The organism is Rhabdothermincola salaria (assembly GCF_021246445.1).
Lineage (GTDB): Bacteria > Actinomycetota > Acidimicrobiia > Acidimicrobiales > Acidimicrobilacustridaceae > Rhabdothermincola_A > Rhabdothermincola_A salaria.
The window spans coordinates 227,541-243,864 of sequence record NZ_JAJQXW010000002.1; the positions used below are offsets into that span (position 1 = coordinate 227,541).

The 16,324-nt window shown below is 71.0% G+C and carries 17 protein-coding genes; 8 read left to right on the plus strand and 9 right to left on the minus strand.

Annotated elements, in window-relative coordinates; all coding sequences use genetic code 11:
* Positions 1 to 956 precede the first annotated feature (956 nt).
* Positions 957 to 2,615 (plus strand): flavin-containing monooxygenase, encoded by a 1,659-nt coding sequence (locus LUW87_RS10305; protein ID WP_232671086.1) that lies wholly within the window; start codon positions 957 to 959, stop codon positions 2,613 to 2,615.
* Positions 2,616 to 2,710: 95 nt separating this feature from the next.
* Here LUW87_RS10305 and LUW87_RS10310 read toward each other — a convergent pair whose 3' ends face one another.
* From LUW87_RS10310 to LUW87_RS10320, 3 genes are all read right to left on the minus strand, one after another.
* A complete protein-coding gene (locus LUW87_RS10310; protein WP_232671087.1) occupies positions 2,711 to 3,193 on the minus strand; it encodes a DUF4262 domain-containing protein in 483 nt (160 codons plus the stop codon).
* 187 nt (positions 3,194 to 3,380) lie between these two features.
* The gene (locus tag LUW87_RS10315; RefSeq protein ID WP_232671088.1) at positions 3,381 to 3,725 is read right to left on the minus strand and encodes a cupin domain-containing protein; all 345 of its coding nucleotides are present in this window, start codon (positions 3,723 to 3,725) and stop codon (positions 3,381 to 3,383) included.
* Between the two features lie 147 nt (positions 3,726 to 3,872).
* Entirely contained in the window at positions 3,873 to 4,307 is a 435-nt protein-coding gene (locus LUW87_RS10320) for a group III truncated hemoglobin (protein WP_232671089.1), read from the minus strand.
* A gap of 521 nt (positions 4,308 to 4,828) precedes the next feature.
* On the opposite strand from LUW87_RS10320, the gene LUW87_RS10325 reads away from it, so the two are divergent.
* Positions 4,829 to 6,307 (plus strand): dihydrolipoyl dehydrogenase family protein, encoded by a 1,479-nt coding sequence (locus LUW87_RS10325; protein WP_232671090.1) that lies wholly within the window; start codon positions 4,829 to 4,831, stop codon positions 6,305 to 6,307.
* Positions 6,308 to 6,400: 93 nt separating this feature from the next.
* On the opposite strand, the gene LUW87_RS10330 is transcribed toward LUW87_RS10325, so the two are convergent.
* From LUW87_RS10330 to LUW87_RS19440, 4 genes are all read right to left on the minus strand, one after another.
* Entirely contained in the window at positions 6,401 to 6,754 is a 354-nt protein-coding gene (locus tag LUW87_RS10330; RefSeq protein WP_232671091.1) for a glutaredoxin domain-containing protein, read from the minus strand.
* Between the two features lie 53 nt (positions 6,755 to 6,807).
* A complete protein-coding gene (locus LUW87_RS10335; protein ID WP_232671092.1) occupies positions 6,808 to 7,416 on the minus strand; it encodes a CDP-alcohol phosphatidyltransferase family protein in 609 nt (202 codons plus the stop codon).
* A 43-nt stretch (positions 7,417 to 7,459) separates the two neighbouring features.
* Positions 7,460 to 8,899, minus strand: a complete 1,440-nt coding sequence (locus tag LUW87_RS10340; protein WP_232671093.1) for a radical SAM family protein — start codon at positions 8,897 to 8,899, stop codon at positions 7,460 to 7,462.
* Positions 8,900 to 9,005: 106 nt separating this feature from the next.
* A complete protein-coding gene (locus LUW87_RS19440; protein ID WP_430300536.1) occupies positions 9,006 to 9,188 on the minus strand; it encodes a zf-HC2 domain-containing protein in 183 nt (60 codons plus the stop codon).
* A gap of 94 nt (positions 9,189 to 9,282) precedes the next feature.
* Here LUW87_RS19440 and LUW87_RS10345 point away from each other — a divergent pair, with 94 nt between their 5' ends.
* Positions 9,283 to 9,828: an RNA polymerase sigma factor gene (locus tag LUW87_RS10345; protein WP_232671094.1), complete on the plus strand. Its 546-nt coding sequence runs from the start codon at positions 9,283 to 9,285 to the stop codon at positions 9,826 to 9,828.
* Complete coding sequence (locus LUW87_RS10350; RefSeq protein ID WP_232671095.1) at positions 9,825 to 10,118, plus strand: anti-sigma factor family protein; 294 nt, start codon at positions 9,825 to 9,827, stop codon at positions 10,116 to 10,118. The genes LUW87_RS10345 and LUW87_RS10350 overlap by 4 nt, the downstream gene beginning before the upstream one ends.
* A 57-nt stretch (positions 10,119 to 10,175) precedes the next feature.
* On the opposite strand, the gene LUW87_RS19245 is transcribed toward LUW87_RS10350, so the two are convergent.
* Positions 10,176 to 11,639, minus strand: a complete 1,464-nt coding sequence (locus tag LUW87_RS19245) for an HD-GYP domain-containing protein (RefSeq protein ID WP_232671096.1) — start codon at positions 11,637 to 11,639, stop codon at positions 10,176 to 10,178.
* A 283-nt stretch (positions 11,640 to 11,922) separates the two neighbouring features.
* Here LUW87_RS19245 and LUW87_RS10360 point away from each other — a divergent pair, with 283 nt between their 5' ends.
* The 3 genes from LUW87_RS10360 (at position 11,923) to LUW87_RS10370 (ending at position 14,458) form a co-directional block, all read left to right on the plus strand.
* Positions 11,923 to 13,107 (plus strand): DUF3179 domain-containing protein, encoded by a 1,185-nt coding sequence (locus LUW87_RS10360; RefSeq protein WP_232671097.1) that lies wholly within the window; start codon positions 11,923 to 11,925, stop codon positions 13,105 to 13,107.
* Positions 13,108 to 13,151: 44 nt separating this feature from the next.
* A complete protein-coding gene (locus LUW87_RS10365; protein ID WP_232671098.1) occupies positions 13,152 to 13,898 on the plus strand; it encodes a flavodoxin family protein in 747 nt (248 codons plus the stop codon).
* Between the two features lie 83 nt (positions 13,899 to 13,981).
* Complete coding sequence (locus tag LUW87_RS10370; RefSeq protein ID WP_232671099.1) at positions 13,982 to 14,458, plus strand: DoxX family protein; 477 nt, start codon at positions 13,982 to 13,984, stop codon at positions 14,456 to 14,458.
* A 97-nt stretch (positions 14,459 to 14,555) separates the two neighbouring features.
* Here the strand turns inward: LUW87_RS10370 and LUW87_RS10375 are convergent, their stop codons facing one another.
* Entirely contained in the window at positions 14,556 to 14,732 is a 177-nt protein-coding gene (locus LUW87_RS10375) for a hypothetical protein (RefSeq protein ID WP_232671100.1), read from the minus strand.
* Between the two features lie 184 nt (positions 14,733 to 14,916).
* Between LUW87_RS10375 and LUW87_RS10380 the strand changes: the two genes are divergently transcribed.
* Positions 14,917 to 16,317, plus strand: coding sequence for a dihydrolipoyl dehydrogenase family protein (locus tag LUW87_RS10380; RefSeq protein WP_232671101.1), 1,401 nt, complete (start codon positions 14,917 to 14,919; stop codon positions 16,315 to 16,317).
* Positions 16,318 to 16,324: the final 7 nt, after the last annotated feature.

The following is a 16,324-nucleotide window of genomic DNA, read 5'->3' on the forward strand; positions in this document are numbered from 1 at the left end:
CCTCCGAGCCGCTTAGCGAACCCGAACGTCAGACACCAAGGCCGGCGGAGGATCTAGCAACTTACCGATGCCGACACTGAACCGGAGCAGCTTGAGTCCGAACTGATTCGGGCCTTCGCATCCGCGTGCGGTCGAATGCCCCAGGCAGCTGAACGCAGGGCACCGCGCCCGGGCCGGAGCCAGTCGAAGATCACCCCGCGCAGGGTGGAGGTCCAGAACTCCGACCTGAGTGGGACAAGACTACTGACCGGGGAGAGCGAGGCGTGACCTGGCCCCGGATCGAGCTGGCGAGCCACTTCTTGCCGTCCAACGTCCCCGTCGACCCGCTGAGCAGCTCCTTTTCGGGGCGCCGCGATCTCCATCAGCATCCACATTGGTTGAGGCAGAGAGTCAGGCCAGGTAGCAGCAGAGGTAGCAACCCTCGCCGGTTCAGCAACCCGCGAAGGGCCGGGACACCCGACGCGAGACCGGGCATTTCCCCTGGTCAGACTGTTGAAGCCTATACACCCGCATAGGCCCGGATAGCCCTATGAAGGCTCTACGGATCAGAAGGTTGGGGGTTCGAGTCCCTCCGAGCGCGCCACACCCAGTTCGAGCGAGCATCAGGCGCCATCCCTATAGGAATCCCTGTAGCTGTAGGGATGACCACGACATATGGGGATGCCGACCGACCGAGGACACGTTCGAGCCGGGGTACCGGTTCGGTCCGTGAGCGTTCTCCGGGGGTGTGGGAGATCCGGGTCGTCGTGGGGTTCGACTCGGTCCGCGGGCGCAGCATCCAGAGATCGTTCACGGTGCACGGCGACATCTGGTTCGCTCGACGTAGCGCCATCTCTTAGCTCTCAGCGATCGCGGTCGCCGTCTCGCCCGTGCCGACGAGGGGGTACGGTCGCAGAGCTTCGGCCGCGGAGCAGCGCCTTGCGCTGACATCCATGCCTCATGGCGAGGAGACACGAATGACGAGCGAAGGCCTGCCTCGGCGAACGGGCGGATCGATCGAGAACTACGACGTCATCGTCATCGGAGCGGGTGTGAGCGGGATGTACGCCCTGCACCATCTGCGGGAGGCGGGCTTGTCGGTGCGCGTGTACGACGGCGCGAGCGACATCGGTGGCACCTGGTGGTACAACCGCTATCCGGGTGCACGGGTCGATGGACCGGGCAGCCCCTTCTACGGCTACACGTTCGCAAACGAACTCATGGAGTGGGATTGGGCCGAGACCCAGTCTGAGCAATCTGCTGTGCTCGAGTATCTCGAGCATGTGGCCGATCGGTTCGACCTGCGGCGCGACATCCAGTTCGAGACGTGGGTGGAGGACGCCCGGTACGACGAAGCGGCGCAGCGTTGGACGGTGGAGACCAGCACCGGCGTGTCCGCCACCGCCCAGTTCCTGCTCTGCGCCGTGGGAGCGCTCTCGACGCCGAACATGCCCGACATCCCCGGGATCAACGACTTCGCGGGCGAGGTGCACCACACGGGGCGCTGGCCCCACGAGCCGGTGTCGTTCAGGAACAAGCGCGTCGCCGTCATCGGAACCGGCTCTTCAGGGATCCAGTCGATCCCCGAGATCGCGCGCGAGGCGGACCACGTCACGGTGCTGCAGCGCACGGCGCAGTACGCCTTCCCGGCTGGAAACCGCCCGATCACGCCCGAGGAGATGGCCGACGCCAGAGAGAACTTCGACGCCCTGCGCGAGCTGATGCACGCGAACGGCGGAGGCTTCCCGTTCGAGCCACGAGCACCGCGAAGCGCCCTCGACGACACGCCTGAACAGCGACGGGCGCGCTACGAGGAGCTGTGGCAGCGCGGGGGCTTCAAGTTCTTCCTCGAGCTCTACAGCGACATCGCGGTGAACGAGGAGGCGAACGCCACGCTGGCCGACTTCGTCCGAGACAAGATCCGCGAGATCGTGCACGATCCGGCGACAGCCCAGAAGCTGATGCCCGAGTACTTCGTGATGACCAAACGGCCGATCCTGGAGAACGGCTACTACGAGACCTTCAACCGCGACAACGTCACATTGGTCGACCTTCGCGAGGACCCCATCGAGCGCTTCACGCCGACGAGCGTCGTCACGCGCTCCGGCGAGCACCCCGTCGACCTGCTCGTGCTGGCGACCGGCTTCGACGCCATCAGCGGCTCGATGCTGCGCCTGAACCCCAAGGGACGCAGCGGGCTGAGCCTGAAGCACCGGTGGAACGAAGGGTTCCACAACTACCTCGGTCTCTCGCTCGCCGAGTTCCCGAACCTGTTCATGATCCACGGGCCCGGTTCTCCCGGTGTCTTCTACAACATGCCGCTCGGTGCGGAGCGGCAGATCAACTGGATCGCCGAGCTGGTGCGGTTCATGCGCGAACAGGGGCTGGGAGCTGCCGAGCCCAAGCCCGAGATGGAAACGGCCTGGGGAGCCGAAGTGTCCGCGATCGCAGACGCAACGCTGTTCCCTCGTACCGACTCCTGGTGGACCGGCGCGAACATCCCCGGGAAGCCCCGCCAGTTCTCGGCGTACCTGGGTGGCACCCTCTACTACCAACGCCTCGCCGATGCAGCCACGGACTACGCGGGGTTCGTCTTCGAGCCAGCGGCACACCAGGAGGACGCCGAAACGCCCTGATCCCCCAGATCGGGAGCGCTCCGGGCAGCGATGCGAGCTGCGCGTCACTCAGCCCCACACGACTCGGCGTGTCCAGCCAGGGTCCGATCCACGGATCAGGCCAGGCCTACGCTGTCCGACGGTTCGGCCAGCAGCGGCGTCGTGTGGCTCTCCCCGCAGCTGCACGGCAGTGGCGGAAGAATGACCTGGAGGAACTCGACCGGTGGGAGCTCACCGAGGCTGCCGTAGTAGTTCACCCAGCTCGCCACCAGGCCCCGCTCGAGGTGCACCGGGTGGACCGTCCCGAACGTCACCCTCCCGCCCTCGAGGTCGGCGTGGTCGCCCGCTTGGAAGCGGCGGCCGAGGCGGACGCTCTCGCCCAGCTCGTTGATGACCGCGCCGCCTACACGAGTGTCGTAACCCACGACCACCAGCTCGGGATGATCGAAGCCCGCAGACAGCCCGATGGAATAGACGAACCCGGGTCTGTCTGGCGGCTCTCCCCACACGGCTTGCAGCACCCACCCGTGCCGCAGCACATGGCCGTGGAGGTTGAACAGGACGTCGTCGTGGCTCGCGCCTTCACACATGATGCACATGAGCGAATGATGGCGAGGGGCTGTGACAGTGCCCGAGTGCCGTGCTTCGGATCCACCACGACATCCCCGAGTTCACGGCCTCCGCGTCCCTCCGAGCGGCCCGTGAGCCGCACCTGAGCCGGGTCCGTCGACCCGACTCGTTCGCAGCACCCGCCCGGGACCTGAGGTCACGCCGGTCTCGGGGGCATCACGTGGTCTCGTCGCCCGTTGCGGGAGGGAACACAGGAGCCAGGAACGCGAGCAGCGTGAGGCCGTCGGTCGAGTTGTTCGTGACGCGCAGTTCCTCGTCACCCCGGTAGTGGGCCAGGTCGCCGGCCGAGAACGGCACCGGGCCGTCGGTGGTGTCGAGCTCTCCGGCTCCCTCGACGACGTAGAGGAACAGGTCGGACTCACCGTGGGTGTGCGGCGGAAGGGACACGCCCGGACCGAGGCGGATCATCCGCACGTTCGAGTGGTCGCTCTCCATGACGCCGACTGCGACAGCCCGTTCGGGGTCGTACTCGGCCAGTTCGGTGGGTCGGATCGTTCGCATGATGGATGCCTCTTCTGTCGTGGTCGGAGATGTCGGGACCCCTCGGAGAGGGGTCCCGACAGTCGGTGGTCGGTTTCGGTGGTCGGTGGCCTCAGGTGCGAGGCGTGGGCGGAACCAAGGGCATCGGCGCCGCGTGGGCCCGACCGGTCATCGTTCGGCCCCGGTCGGCTTCCACATGCCGTGGCCGAGGTATCTGTTCGCCATCGCCCGCGACATCCCAGTGGCACGCTTCATGGCCAAGGTCGCCTTCGGGCCGCTCCACCCGCCGTCGACCGTGTCGATGAAGATCTGCAGCCATCGGTCGAACAGCTCCGGAGTGAAGGCGCGGTGGTCGTGCAGGTGGCGATGGCCCTCGAGCACATCGATGTCGTAGTCGGGGGCGAGGAGGATCACGTGTTGCCAGTAGTCCGCGACAGAGCCGATGTGTGCCTGCCAGTCGAGATGGTCGGGCCCGAAGGTGAAGTACGGCTCGAGCAGATCGTCCTGCACCACGTCTGCGTACTGCCGGGTCACCAGCTCGAAGATGTCGGTCGACCGGACGGTCGGATTCGTCCCGGGCCGGTCGCTGAGGATGGTGGCCATGGGGGCCCTCCCGTTGCTGAGAGACGGCCGCCCTGGACCCGATGTCCGCCGACAGGAGGACATCCAGCGCCAGCCAGGCGTCTCGAGGATCTGCCTACCTGCGCCACCGAGGTCCGGAGCAACGCTCCCGAACGCCGCCCGATGAACCGAGCGGGTCCAGCACGACGAAGGGTCCGACAACCGTGCCGACTCCGACGGTACCGCCGCCGCTCACTCTCCGGACCATGCCACCCGGAACCCTCGTCGTCATCTCGACACTCTTCGCCGCAACGCCTCCGGGCCGCGCCGCATGAGCTCGTCGCGATCATGGCCTCGTCGCCAACGCCGTCACGCGCAGAGACGGCGTGTGACATCGAGCTCGGGCTCGCTCAAGAGAAGCGACGCGGGCCCGCAGCCGAGTGGAATGCGATGCCCGGCCACCGGGGTTCCCGGGGGCACCTCGTCGGACAGGACCCGCACATGGCTCGAGAGAACTGGCACCTCGCACCGTCCATCGCCGTACCGCCACCGGGCGCGGCCCGATGAGCCTGGTCAGCGACCACGAACGCGACGGCACCGACGTGCTCGTCGTCGGTGGTGGAGCCGGCGGACTGACCACGGCCACCCACGCGGCGCGACGGGGAGCCAAGGTGCTGCTGGTCAGCGCGGGGCCCCTCGGAGGGGACTGCACCCACACCGGGTGCGTGCCGTCGAAGACGTTGCTCGCCGCCGCCGCCGAGGGTGCCTCGTTCGACGAGGCACTGTCCCGGGTGCACCGGACCGTCGCCCGCATCGCCGCGACCGAGGACGAGCGCACCCTCGCCCGCGCCGGCATCGGCGTGGTCCGGGGGCGAGCGCACCTCCTCGGTGACGGCGCGATCGACGTCGACGGCCACGTCCTGCGCTCGCGCCACATCGTGTTGGCCACCGGCGCCACCGCGGCCCTCCCCCCGATCCCCGGGCTGGAGGCCATCGGTGCGCTCACCAACACCACCGTGTTCGAGCGTCGCCCCCGTCCCGACCGCTTGGCGGTGGTCGGCGGTGGCGCCATCGGCTGCGAACTGGCGCAGGCCTTCGCCCGCCTGGGCACGTCGGTGACCGTGCTGGAAGGGGCCGACCGGCTGCTCCCGGGAGAGGACCCGGCCGCATCGAGCATGGTGACCGCCGCCCTCGAAGCCGACGGCGTGCGAGTCCTGACGGGCACGCGGGTCGAGTCGGCGTCGCGTCAGGACGGCGTCGCCTGTCTGCACCTGGGGAACGGCGAGGACGTCCCCGCCGACGAGGTGCTCGTGGCGACCGGTCGGCGACCTCTCTCGGAGGGACTCGGTCTCGAGGCCCTCGGCGTCGAGGTCGACGAGGGCCGCCACATCGTCGTGGACCGCACCTGCGCCACCGACGTCCCGGGCCTGTGGGCTGTCGGGGACGTGACCCAGTGGGGCGGCTTCACCCACGTCGCCGGCAACATGGGGTTCGTCGCGGCCGTGAACATCACCAAGCGCCATCGGTGGCAGCCGTCGCGGAAGGTCGAACGCCGGGTCGTCCCCCGGGTCGTGTTCACGTCCCCCGAGGTGGCCCAGGTCGGGATGACCGAGAGCGAGGCCGCCGACGTGGGCGGACGGGTCGCGGAAGTCCGTCTCGACGACGTGGACCGGGCCCTCACCGAAGGCCGGACCGGCGGCTTCGTGAAGCTGATCGCCGGCCCTCGGCCCGTGCTGGGAACGCTCGGAGGCGGCCGGATCCTCGGCGCCACGATCGTCGCCCCCCGTGCCGGGGAGCTGATCGGCGAGGTGGGACTGGCCATGAAGACCCACATGTTCACCGGCCGGCTGGCCCAGACGATGCACGCCTACCCCACCTGGTCGATGGCCCTCCAACAGGCCGCCACCCAGTTCTTCTTCACGACCCACGGAGCCGGGGCCCGCCCCGCCAGCGCCTCCCCCACCGGTCCCCTCCCCACGGTCGACGCCACCCGTCGACGATCGCAGACGCCACCGGCACCGGCAGGCACACCGACGGCGTGACCCGCCGACGAAGGTGCCCTCGGCGACGCCGGGACAGCGCTGACCGGTGAGCTCGGCCGCCGCGGGGCGTGGCCGGAGGCGGTCGGGTGCGGGTCAGGCGGGTCGCACGCCGGACCGGCGGCGACGCCACCACGGCGCCGGGCGCTCCCGGCGCTCGATGCCCGCCGAGTCGGCGAGGGCGAGCACGGTCCGGGCCGCGGGGTTCACGAGGACGGTGTCACCCAGCCGGACGGTGGGGACGGTCTCGTCGCCACCGGTCGCGGCCCGCACCACCTCGGCTCCCGACGGGTCGTGCCAGATGTCGATCTCCGTCGTCTCCAGCCCCGCTCGCCGCAGCGATCGACGCAACGACGCGCAGAACGGGCACCCCGGTCGCCAGTACACGACCAGCTCGGGGACGGCCCGGGGCCCGCGCTCGGACGGTGTCGGGGGCGGCGGCGTGGTCACGGGTGAGGAACCCCCGCCGGTGCCCACCTCATTCCCGCCCGGCGGGGGGGGACTCACAGGTGCCGCCGGGCCCAGACCCCGCGCTGGACCACGCCGACCAGCACGGCCCCGGCCATGACCGAGAAGATCAGGGGCGCGGCCGACGGGAACGCCAGGAAGACCGTGAACACCACGATGGTCTCGGCCCCCTCGACGAGTGCCGGTGGCATGGTGATCGACGTCAGCTCGCCGGTGCTCGCCGCACCGGCCGCCCGCTTCTCCGCCAGCGCCGACAGGTAGGTCCACGAGATGGTGTTGACGTAGAAGGCGGCCAGCATGACCGCGAGCGAGATCCAGCCCGCCCGGGTGTCGAGCCACAACGCCACCCCGATCGGCACGAGCGCGTAGCCGACGGTGTCGAGGACCATGTCGAGGTACCCGCCCAGGTCGGTCGCCCCACCCCGGGCCCGGGCCACGGCGCCGTCGAGCCCGTCGAGCAACCGGCTGGCCAGCCAGGCCGCCACCGCGAGCCAGGCCAGCCCGGCCCAGGCGGCACTGGCGGCGGCCACGGTGAGGACGAACGCGGCGGCGGTGACCGCACCCGGCCCGATGATGCGCCCGACCCGAGAGGCCAGCGGCCCGACCAGCGCCTCGTTGGTGCGGCGGAGCCGCTGGTCGAACATCAGCCCAGTGTCGCCGACGTCGGACTCGCGAGCGCCGGCTCGGTCAGCGGGCCGCAGGGGCCGGCTGCTTCTCCCGGGCGCTCACCCCGCGCCGGCGACGAGGCAGCATCACGGCGAGCTCGGCGTTCTCGTCGGGGTCGAGGACGCTGTGCTGCACGCACGCCGGGACGATCTCGCCGGTCTCGGGATGCCCCATGGCGTAGGCACAGGCCTCGAGGCGCTCCTGGGCCGCCCGCAGACGCGGGTCGTCGAGCCGCTGGCCGCGCTGGAGCGCGGCCCACGCCGGCCCCACCTCGGCGGCGTCGATGAAGCTGTGCATCACATAGGTGGTCGGGTGCACCCCTCGGGTGAAGGCTCGCGGGCCGCCGCCGCGACGCACCGTGCGCGCCACCCAGGACGCGGCAGTGGGGATGTCGCGGCGGTTGGCGGCCACGATCCGGGCCAGACGGGTGACCATCACGGCCCGGGACGCGAACAGGAAGTTCCCCGGCAACGCCCGGTAGAGCGCATCTCTGGCTTCGGCATCGGCGGCGTGGTCGTCCTCGAAGACCGGCGTGTAGCGGCCATCGACCCACAGGCCCCAGGTGGCCCGGTTGCAGCGCAGGTCCCCCATCTGCATCGCCCGGTACGGCAGGTCGCGCCCGACGCCGCGTTCGACCTCGGCCCACACGGCATCGTCGGTGACGGCCCGGTAGTCGGCGTCCCATCGTCGGTCGTTGCCCACGTGCGCGGCCGGCTGGAACGAGAACACCCGGTAGCCCATGGCGCGGCAGTCGCGCACCACTCCGGCGATCTGGCCGAGGTTGGCGGGGGTCACGGTCATGTTGTGGGCGAGGTGGTGGCGGACCCCGTGCTCACGACGGAGCCGATCGAACATCTCCACCGTCCGTCGGCGAAAGACGTTGAGCTCGGCCTCGCTCTCGGGGTGGGGTGCGCCGGTGCGGCCGTGCATGGTGGAGTCGATGTGGATGGCGAAGGCCAGCGCGTCGAACCGCCGGCGCCCGTCGGGACGGACGGCCAACCGCCGGAGGTACTCGTAGTCGAAGTCGCCATGGCTGAAGCTCATCGGGAAGCGCTCGTGGCGGCGCATGACCTCGAGCGCCTCGGCGTGGTCCTCGGGGTCGAGGAGGGTGGCCTCGCCCCCGATGAGCTGGGCGTGCACCCCCGGGCCTCGGGTCCGGCGCAGGAACGCCATCTGCTGGTCGATCTGCTCGACGGTGTGACGACCGTCGACCCGGACCTTGTTGGCGTCGGCGGAGTGGTAGCAGGGCTTGCAGGCGAAGTCGCACGCCGGGAACACCCCGTGGGTGCCCTCGCACCCGGTGAGCTTGCGTCCCATCAGCTGGGCGGGGTTGCGCACGTGCTCGGGGAGCTCGGCCCAGCGGCGGGCGAGGGCCTCGGCCACCTCGGGCGTCACCGGACGCGTGCGGCGCTCCAGGGCACGGAGACGGGACCAGATGGCGGAGGAACGGGGACTGGTCATGGTGCACCTCGGCGGCGGCGAACGGGGTTGGTGGGCGCTCGGCGGCCGACCGCACCCGGGGGCAGTGAAGCCTGGTCGTTCGCCGCTGTCGACCATCGTGTGCTGCTCACGACCCGGCCCTCGCGGCCATCGACCGGAGCGAACGCCGGACGCGTCGCATCGTCTCCAGGTGGTTCCGACACCGGGCACACTCCGCCAGGTGTACCTCGACGCGACGGGTCGCTCGCCGCTCCAACTCGGTGTCGAAGTAGGCGTCGAGCGCTCGTCGGGGGTGACGGAACCATCGCATCGTCCCCGGAACCCGACAGCGACGCCGACGATTCCCTAGCGTGCGGGAATCTGTCGGACGACCACCGGGTTCCGGCACCGTGGAGGAGACCTGCGTGCCCGCACCGATCGACGCCGAAGCCGCGTTCGAGACGTACGTGCTGCCCGAGGTCGAGGTGCTCTACCGCGTCGCCCGCTCCATCACCCGCCATGACGCCGACGCCGAGGACCTGGTGCAGGACACCATGCTGCGCGCCTTTCGCAGCATCGAGCGCTTCGACGGCCGCCACCCCCGGGCGTGGTTGCTCACCATCATGCGCAACGCGCAGATCAACCGGGTGCGACGGCGGCGGCCCGGTCTGCTCGACGATCCCGACGACGCGTCCGACCGACGCATCGCCATGGCCGATGGGGGGCCCGGACCCGAAGAGCAGGTCCTCGACCGCGGGTTCGACGCCGTCGTCGAATCGGCCTACCTCGATCTTCCCGAGATGTTCCGGGAGGTCATCGACCTCGTCGACCTCGCCGGGCTCTCCTACCAGGAGGCCGCCGTCGTGCTGGAGGTCCCCCAGGGCACCGTCATGAGCCGGCTGCACCGAGGTCGGAAGCGGATCCGCGAGTCACTCGCCGCGGCGGGGTTCAAGAGAGGAAACCGGCGATGAAGCTGCTGCGACGGCTGATGGGACGACGAAGCGAGCTCTCCTGCGCGGAGGTCGCGGCGGTCCTGCAGAGCTACCTCGATGACGAGCTCGACGCCCAGACCGCCGAGAAGGTGCACGAGCACCTCGAGGAGTGCCGCCGGTGCGGGATGGAGGCGGCGACGTACGAGGAGTTGAAGGCCGCGCTGCGACGCGGCCCCGACGGCCTCACCGACGAACCGGTCCGACGCCTGAGGGAGTTCGGCGAGCGCCTCGCTCACGGCGAGGTGGACCCGGAGCAACTCGGTCGTTGACCCTCCGGTCGGACCGACCGACGGAGTCCGACGCCAGCGTCGCCGGGCCGGACGTGCTCAGCCCTCGAGGCTCCCGGCGCCGACCTCGAGCTCGCCCCAACCAGCGGGCAGGGCCTCGGGACAGATGAGCCCCGGCGCCGAGGCTCGGCGCCCCACCTCCTCCAGGCCCCGGCGGAGGGAGGGACGGTCGAGCTCGGCCAGCACGAGCTCCACGGCGCCCGGATCCCACTGGGTGCCGGCCCCTTCCTCGAGCACGGCCCGGGCCCGGTCACCGCTCCGACCGGCGCGGTACTGCCGGTCGTTCGTCATGGCGTCCCACGCATCCACCACGCTGATGATGGCGACCTCGAGGGGGATCTCGTCGCCGGCCAGCCCGTCGGGGTAGCCATGGCCGTCGTGGCGCTCGTGGTGCCCGCGCACGAGCGGGGCGACCGCGGCCAGCTCCGGATCGCACGCGAGCAGCGCCGCACCCCTCGCCGGGTGCCCCTTGATCACCGAGTACTCCTCGGCCGTGAGCTTCCCCGGCTTGGTCAAGATGTCCGACGGGATGACCAGCTTGCCGACGTCGTGGAGCAGCGCCCCCAACCCGAGCGCGCGCAGACGGCGGGGCGCGAGCCCGGCCCGCTCGCCCACCCGCAGGGCCAGGGCCGAGACCCGCACGACGTGGTCCCTGGTGATCTGGTCCTTGCGATCGAGCGCGGCAACGAAGGCATGGATCTCGGGGCGCAGACCGAGCTCGAGCGCACCGATCGGGTCGCCGGCGATGAGAGGGGCGATCGTCGCGGCCAGGGTGCGGTTGCGGAGCGCCAGCACGAGTCCGGCCCCGACGGCCACCAGCACCGAAGCCGCCTGGACCCCGTGGGCGGCCCACCACGCCGGCGACCACGTCGGCGCCGTGAGCCCGACGACCATGGCCACGCCGAGCCAGGCCAGCGCGACCAGCGCCACCCCGGTGACGGCCCCTCGACCGACGAGGTGAAGGCGGGCCTGACGGGCCACGAGCGCGGCGACGGCGAGGACGTTGACGGCGACGAGCGCCCTCTGCGTCCAACCGCTCGCGTCCGGGAGCAGCCCGAGGTCCTGCGCGCCGACCAGGGCGCCGACGACCACCGGGATCAGGACCAGCCCGAGGACGACCCAGGCCCGCCAGCGATGACCGAGATGGCGGAGCCACGGCCGTCGGGACCGCGGCCCCATCACCGGTAGGAGCCCGACCGCACCGATCGGCACGGCCACGGCCATCGTGAACCCGGCCAGAGGCTCCGCCCGGGCGATCAGGGCCGCGCCGTAGACCCCCGTCAGCACCGAGAGCACCCCGAACGCCAGGCCGGTCAGGGCGATCTCGGCGAGCGCCCCGCGCCACCCCTTCCACAGCAAGAACAACGACGCCAACAGGCAGGCGACCGCCGACCCCACGACCAGTCCGCCGGCCACGTCGGGCGACGCGACCCATCCGCCCCGTGCGGGGTCGGTCGAGACCGCCAGCAGCACCAGCGCGGCGAGCGCGGCGAGCGCCACCACCTCGAGGTCCCTCGGACGGGTTCCCGTCGACCGTTCGTGGTCCTTCGCCGAGCGCAGATCCGCCCGACCGCCCTGTTCACGCCGTGATGTCACCACCAGTGAACCCGCCGCCACCGCGAGTCCATTCCCTCGGGTCGTGACCGAGCCGGCGGCCTCGACGACACCATGTAGGGGCGCCGTCGCGCCGCCCGGCCCGGCGAGGCCACCGGCGCACGACGCTCGTGGTCCGTCCCCGCCGAGCGGCGCGCGGGAATCCGGCCGGCCACCACGGGGTTCCCGACCCATGCGCACCCCCGCCGCCCTCCTCGCCGGAGCCCTGTTCCTGGCCGGTTGTGCCGGGACGGCCACCGATGACACCGCCTCGCAGCCCTCCGGGCCGGCGCCCACGCCGGTCACCGTGACCCAGATCGAACCCGGCCCCCGAGAGGACGTGCCGTCGGCCCTGGGGAACCCCGCGGCGGAGGGGCTGCCGACCCCGCTCGTCGATCCGGAGGCGATCATCTCCGGCGGCCCTCCCCCGGATGGCATCCCCCCGATCGACGAGCCCACGTTCCTCGAGACCGACGAGGTGGACTTCATCGCCGACGAGGAGCCCGTCCTCGCCTTCGAACTGGAGGGGGACGCCCGGGCGTACCCGATCCAGGTGCTGATCTGGCACGAGATCGTCAACGACACCGTAGGCGGGGTCCCCGTGACCGTCACCTACTGCCCCCTGTGCAACACGGCCGTGGCCGTCGACCGGCGCGTGGACGACCGCACCCTCAGCTTCAGCACCTCGGGCAGCCTGTACCAGAGCGCCTTGGTGATGTACGACCGCCAGACCGAGTCGCTCTGGAGCCACTTCACCGGCGAGGCGATCGCTGGGGTCCTCACCGGCGAGCAACTCGACCGCCACCCAGTGGCGACCGTGGCCTGGAAGGACTGGCGCGAGGCCAACCCCGACGGCCTGGTCCTCTCCCGCGAGACGGGCCACGACCGGTCCTACGGCCGCAACCCCTACCCCGGCTACGACGACGTGAACAGCGAGCCGTTCCTCTTCGAAGGTGAGACCGACGGCCGGCTGGCCGCCAAGACCCGAGTCGTCGGCGTGGGCCTCGACGCCGAGCCCACCGCCATCCGCCTCGAGCCGCTCCTCGACGAAGGAGTCCTCGAGCTCGAGCTCGACGGTGAGCCGGCGGTGGCGTGGGCTCTGCCCGGCACGGCCTCGGCGCTCGACGCCGGCGATGTGCCCGACGGCCGCGATGTCGGTGCCACCGGCGTGTTCTCCCGCACGGTCGACGGGCAGGACCTGACATTCAGCCGCACCGACGACGGCTTCCGCGACGACGAGACCGGCTCGGCGTGGAACGTGCTCGGCCAGGCGACCAGCGGGCCCCTCGAGGGCAGCCAGCTGCGGGCCTTCGAACACGTCGACACCTTCTGGTTCGCGTGGGCGGCCTTCGCCCCCGAGACCCGTGTGCTTCCCTGAGCCTCGTTCCGTCTTGCCCCGACCTCCACGACCAGGAGCACCCCTTGCCCACCGATCCAGTCGCTTCCCCCTCTCAGGGCAACCCGCCATGGGACTTCTCCGACCTCTCGGCCCTCTTCGTGAACTGCACCCTCAAGCCGTCGCCGCAGCCATCGCACACCGAGGGGCTGGCGCGCATCGCCACCGACATCCTCGAGGCCAACGGAGTCGAGGTGGAGATGGTGCGCGCCGTCGACCTCGACCTCCCGCCGGGGGTGCAGCCCGACATGACCGAGCACGGCGCCGCATCAGACGGCTGGCCCGACCTCTACCGCAAGGTCATGGCCGCCGACATCCTCGTCATCATGACCCCCATCTGGTTGGGCGAGAAGTCCTCCGTCTGCACGAGGCTCGTCGAACGCCTCTACGGGTCCTCGAGCCTGCTCAACGAGGTCGGGCAGTACGCCTACTACGGGCGGGTCGGGGGCTGCCTCGTCACCGGCAACGAGGACGGCGCCAAGCACTGCGCCATGAACGTCCTCTACTCGTTGCAGCACCTCGGCTTCACCATCCCGCCACAGGCCGACGCGGCGTGGCTCGGCGAGGTCGGGCCCGGACCGTCGTACCTCGATGAGGGGTCGGGCGGACCGGAGAACGACTTCACCAACCGCAACACCTCGTTCATGACCTGGAACCTCATGCACACCGCCCGCCTGTTGCGCGACGCCGGTGGTTTCCCGGCTCAGGGCAATCAGCGCACGGCATGGGACGAGGGCCAACGCCTCGACGCCCCCAACCCCGAGTACCGCTGAGAGAAATCCGCTCGGGACTGGAAGGCGGCGCGCCGCCAGAGGGTTCTCCGTTCGTCAACGAACCAACCCATGGAGCCCCAACTGTGAAACCGCTTTGCGCAACCCTCTCGCGACTTCGACCGGCCGCACCGATCATCCTCCGAGTCATCCTCGGTGGGCTGTTCGTGTGGCACGGGGTCGACAAGTTCCAGTCCGGGATCGACATGGTGGAGTCCATGTTCGACATGTGGGGAGTACCCCTCCCGGGCCTGGCTGCACCCCTCGTCGCCGTCGTCGAGATCGTGGGCGGCATCGCCCTCATCCTCGGCCTCATGACCCGAGCCTCGGCGATGGTGCTCTCCGTGGTGATGATCGGCGCCCTCGTCTACGTCAAGGGCGACGTCGGACTCATCCCCATGGACGCGGCCGGCGCCGAGGTGGACCTCGCCTACCTAGGTGGGCTGCTCGCCCTCGTCGCCCTCGGCCCGGGCCCGCTGTCGGTCGACATGGCCATGGGCATCGAGGCCGACGACCTCCGGCCCGCCACCACCCCGAGCGAACGCACCGCCGTCTCGGTCTGAGCTCGCATCGGGTCGGGTGAGGTGGCCGCCGCCTCGCCCGGCCCGACCCGCGCCCCGGCCCAGGGTCGACCCCTCGGTCGACCTCTCGCCCACCGAGTCAGTGGAGAAGGCGCAGGCCCATCAAGCCGACGGTGAGCACCGCCGCTCCCGCCACGAAGGTCAACGCGTCGCGGTTGCGGCGGGCCAACCACAGGGCGCCGGCGAACAGGATCAGCGCGGCCACGGCCTGGACGTACACACCACCGTCGGTTCGGGGAAGGAAGAACTCACCCATCACGGTCCTGGCAGCTGCCCATGCCCTGCGAACCCGGTCGGGTCGAGGGGCATTCCCCGGCTCGAGGGGGCGACCAGGGATCCACCGAGGAATCGTGACGACCCGACCCGGGTTCCCGCGTCGATCGACGGTCCGGCCCTCGCGGCCCGACCACGACCGACAACCCCCCAACACAGGAGCGACCATGGCCCCCACCACGACACCAGGATCCGACCCCACCGACACCCTCGAGACCGCCGATGTGGTGGTGCTGGGGATGGGGCCCGGCGGGGAGCACGTCGCCGGTCGGCTCGCGGAGGAAGGGCTCGACGTCGTGGGGATCGACGCCGAGCTCGTCGGGGGCGAGTGCCCCTACTGGGGATGCATCCCGTCGAAGATGATGGTGCGGGCGGCCGACCTGCTGGCCGAAGCCCACCGGATCGACGGTGTCGCCGGCCACGCCGAGGTGCACGCCGATTTCGGGCCCGTGACCCGCCGGATCCGCGACGAGGCCACCGACGACTGGGACGACACCGTCGCCGTCGAACGCTTCGAGAAGAAGGGCGGGACTTTCGTACGGGGCCGGGGCCGCCTCGTCGGTCCCGACGCCGTCGAGGTCGACGGCCGCGTCTACCGAGCCACACGCGGCGTCGTGCTCGCCACCGGCACCAGCGCCTTCATCCCACCGATCGACGGCCTGGCCGACACGCCGTACTGGACCAACCGCGAAGCCATCGCCGCCACCACCGCACCGGAGAGCATCGTCGTCCTCGGCGGGGGCGCCATCGGGGCCGAGCTGGCCCAGGTCTTCGCCCGATTCGGCTCGGCGGTCACCGTGGTCGAGGCCGCCGAGCGCCTCCTCCCCCTCGAGGAGCCCGAAGCCGGCCACCTGCTCGCCGAGGTCTTCGGCGCCGAGGGGATCGACGTGCGCACCGACGTGGCCGCCGCACGGGTCCACCACCAGGACGGCCGGTTCGCCATCGAGCTGGCCGACAGCACGGTGGTCGACGCCGAACGCCTCCTCGTGGCCACGGGCCGACGGGCCGATCCGGCCGGCATCGGCGCCGAGCACGCGGGCATCGCGGCCGACGCCCGTTGGGTCGACGTCGACGCCGACCTCCGGGTCGCCCCGGGGGTCTGGGCCGTCGGCGACCTCACGGGCAAGGGGGCCTTCACCCACGTGGCGATGTACCAGGCCGACATCGCCATCGCCGACATCCTCGAACAGCCCCACGAGCCTGCCCGCTACGGGGCCCTTCCCCGGGTCACCTTCACCGACCCCGAGGTCGGGTCCGTCGGCCTCTCGGAGGCCGACGCCGTGGCGGAAGGGATAACCGTGGCCGTGGGGAGCACGCAGGTGGGGTCCACCGCCCGGGGTTGGCTGCACGGTCCCGGCAACGACGGGCTCATCAAGCTGGTCGCCGATCGGGATCGTGGCGTGCTGGTGGGCGCCACCTCGATGGGTCCCGCCGGAGGGGAGGTCCTCGGGCTGCTCACCCTCGCGGTGCACGCCGAGATCCCCCTCGACGTGCTGCGCACGATGATCTACGCCTACCCGACCTTCCACCGCGGGGTCGAGGACGCCCTGCGCGACCTCGACGCCTGACCGGTCG

Bases quoted from the DNA above. Each gene is read 5' to 3' on its own strand.
- LUW87_RS10315 (WP_232671088.1), bottom strand. From the start codon at position 3,725: ATGCGAACGATCCGACCCACCGAACTGGCCGAGTACGACCCCGAACGG.
- LUW87_RS10360 (WP_232671097.1), top strand. From the start codon at position 11,923: ATGCGCACCCCCGCCGCCCTCCTCGCCGGAGCCCTGTTCCTGGCCGGT.
- LUW87_RS10335 (WP_232671092.1), bottom strand. From the start codon at position 7,416: ATGTTCGACCAGCGGCTCCGCCGCACCAACGAGGCGCTGGTCGGGCCG.
- LUW87_RS10340 (WP_232671093.1), bottom strand. From the start codon at position 8,899: ATGACCAGTCCCCGTTCCTCCGCCATCTGGTCCCGTCTCCGTGCCCTG.
- LUW87_RS10310 (WP_232671087.1), bottom strand. From the start codon at position 3,193: ATGTGCATCATGTGTGAAGGCGCGAGCCACGACGACGTCCTGTTCAAC.
- LUW87_RS10375 (WP_232671100.1), bottom strand. From the start codon at position 14,732: ATGGGTGAGTTCTTCCTTCCCCGAACCGACGGTGGTGTGTACGTCCAG.
- LUW87_RS10380 (WP_232671101.1), top strand. From the start codon at position 14,917: ATGGCCCCCACCACGACACCAGGATCCGACCCCACCGACACCCTCGAG.
- LUW87_RS10350 (WP_232671095.1), top strand. From the start codon at position 9,825: ATGAAGCTGCTGCGACGGCTGATGGGACGACGAAGCGAGCTCTCCTGC.
- LUW87_RS10305 (WP_232671086.1), top strand. From the start codon at position 957: ATGACGAGCGAAGGCCTGCCTCGGCGAACGGGCGGATCGATCGAGAAC.
- LUW87_RS10325 (WP_232671090.1), top strand. From the start codon at position 4,829: ATGAGCCTGGTCAGCGACCACGAACGCGACGGCACCGACGTGCTCGTC.
- LUW87_RS19440 (WP_430300536.1), bottom strand. From the start codon at position 9,188: ATGCGATGGTTCCGTCACCCCCGACGAGCGCTCGACGCCTACTTCGAC.
- LUW87_RS10320 (WP_232671089.1), bottom strand. From the start codon at position 4,307: ATGGCCACCATCCTCAGCGACCGGCCCGGGACGAATCCGACCGTCCGG.